1 protein-coding gene and 1 pseudogene are annotated in these 807 nt (G+C 38.3%); both read right to left on the bottom strand.

Annotation, left to right across the window (positions count from 1 at the left end; all coding sequences use genetic code 11):
• Positions 1-61, bottom strand: a pseudogene (locus tag ACFIO3_RS14430) (DNA-binding protein); the annotation flags it as partial.
• 209 nt (positions 62-270) lie between these two features.
• Positions 271-807: tyrosine-type recombinase/integrase (locus ACFIO3_RS14425; protein WP_375704716.1), on the bottom strand; the 537-nt coding region annotated here is incomplete at its 5' end.

Raw genomic sequence — 807 nt, 5'->3', positions numbered from 1 at the left:
CACTCATATGAAGCAATTTTGCACTTTCACGGTCTGTTAAAAGAATATCATTTTCTGTCATTCTAAAATCCTTTCATTCTTAAAAAATAGAAACAAATCATGCCTATTTATTAAGCACATTTTGGTTTATTTTTGAAGGTATTTATTTTATAAAAAACAATATTTTATCATATAAATTCTAATGTGATAAATTATGAGTCTAATTGAGAGCGAATGAGAGAGGAGAGAGAGAAAGTTATCCACAGATCATGGGGTTATTCACCCCATATCTTAAGATTGACCAGTGACATAAGCCGCCCATTTATCCATATAAACGCGGCGCTGTTCTAAATAGTCAGTACGACGATAGGCACGTTCTACTTTACCGCCGACCGTATGAGCTAAAATAGTTTCAGCGACCTCATAGGGGGCATCGGTTGTTTCAGCAAGCCAATTGCGTAAACTAGAGCGAAAACCATGCGGGCAGGCTTCAAGTCCAATACGTTTCATATATTGAGCCATACACCTATGCGCGAGGGGACCGCGACCTGTTGCAGAAAAGAAGAAATCATTGCGTGATAAAAGGCGCGCTTGTTTTAAAATTTCTAATGCTTCTGATGATAAAGGCACGCGAAACTCTGTTGTGGTATCACGCTTTCCTTTCATATTCTCAGCAGGAATAGTCCAGATATCGCCATCAACTTGATCTTTATGGATATGACATAAAGGAAAAGTACGAACGCCTTTCAGAATAAGCAAACGTAAAGCCAGTTGTGTCATTGTTGTTGTTTCGCAAAGTGTTTTATAAAAAGCCGGAACCTTTCTCCA

Source organism: Bartonella sp. AD328YNZD (genome assembly GCF_042196425.1).
This window is presented reverse-complemented; position numbering and strand designations above follow the sequence as displayed.